Here is a 999-nt window from a genome sequence, read left to right as displayed (position 1 = left end):
ATCGGCGCGCCAGGCGCGGCCAGGTCGAGCCGCAGCGCATCCAGCCGGCGCTGCTGCCCGCGCTGGCGCCACCACATCCAGCCGCCGACGCCGGCGGCCAGGGCCATGCCGGCCGCCAGGCTCCATCCCGGGCGATCGACCATGTCGGGCAGGAGGCCGGCCTCGACCCCCAGCATGCCGGCCCCCACCGCGCCGGCGCCGACCCCGGCGCCGAGCCCGGCCAGGCCGAGCAGCGTCGCGGCCTGCAGCAGGGCCTGCGCGGCGCTGGGGGTGGGGCGGGGGGTGGCGGCCATGGCGTCGCTCCGTTTTTGGAAGGCGCCGTGTCGTTGAAGGAGGGCGGCGCCCGGCAGAGCTTGCCACGGAATTTATTATTTTTCGCAAATCATGGTGACGGCGCGGCCGGCCGCGTCGAAGCCTGCTGCATGCGACATCGCACTCATGCGAAATTGCAGGAATGAGCCCCGCGAATTTCGGCCCGATCCCGCTGCTGTTCGACCCGGCCCGGCCCTCCGCCGGCGCCTGGCTGGCGCTGCCGCTGGCGCTGCTGCGGCGGCTGCCTGCCAGCCCCGGCATGGATTCTTCTCCGGCACGGCTGGCCTATCTGAGCCTGGCCGAGCAGCTGGCCGCGGCCCCTGGCGAGGAGCCGGCGCCGCGCATGAGCCTGAGCCGCGTCTATGTCCCGGCGCGGCAGCTGCCGCGGATCGTGGCGCCCGGGCGGCTGCCGGCGGTGGCCCAGCGGGTGCCGGGCTGCACCACGCGGCTGCTCGGCCTGCCGCAGCTGAACGCCCGGGTGGTGCGCTTCGGCTTCCGCGGCGCCCGGCTGGTGCTGGCCGACGGGCGGGAGGGCGAGGTGGTGGCCACCCTCGACGAGGGCCGGCCGGCGGCGGCGCTGCGCGTGGCGCTGCCGGATGCGCTGCTGGAGCTGCCGCTGCATGGCTTCGCCCGGCGGGTCCGCAGCTTCGATGGCCCGCCCGGCCCATCCCAGGATCCAGCATGAAC

Annotated in this window: 2 protein-coding genes; one reads left to right on the top strand and one right to left on the bottom strand. The window is 75.7% G+C overall.

The genetic code is table 11. The features are described 5' to 3' along the window. On the bottom strand, positions 1 to 293 hold a 293-nt coding region (locus BKE38_RS28715; RefSeq protein WP_106409331.1), incomplete at its 3' end, for a hypothetical protein. Between the two features lie 161 nt (positions 294 to 454). Here BKE38_RS28715 and BKE38_RS28710 point away from each other — a divergent pair. After that, complete coding sequence (locus BKE38_RS28710; protein ID WP_076960541.1) at positions 455 to 997, top strand: hypothetical protein; 543 nt, start codon at positions 455 to 457, stop codon at positions 995 to 997. Positions 998 to 999 lie beyond the last annotated feature (2 nt).

Origin of the sequence: Teichococcus deserti, from assembly GCF_001982615.1 — a bacterium.
GTDB lineage: Bacteria > Pseudomonadota > Alphaproteobacteria > Acetobacterales > Acetobacteraceae > Pseudoroseomonas > Pseudoroseomonas deserti.
The sequence above is the reverse complement of the archived record's forward strand: the minus strand, read 5'-3'. Positions and strand labels throughout refer to the sequence as shown.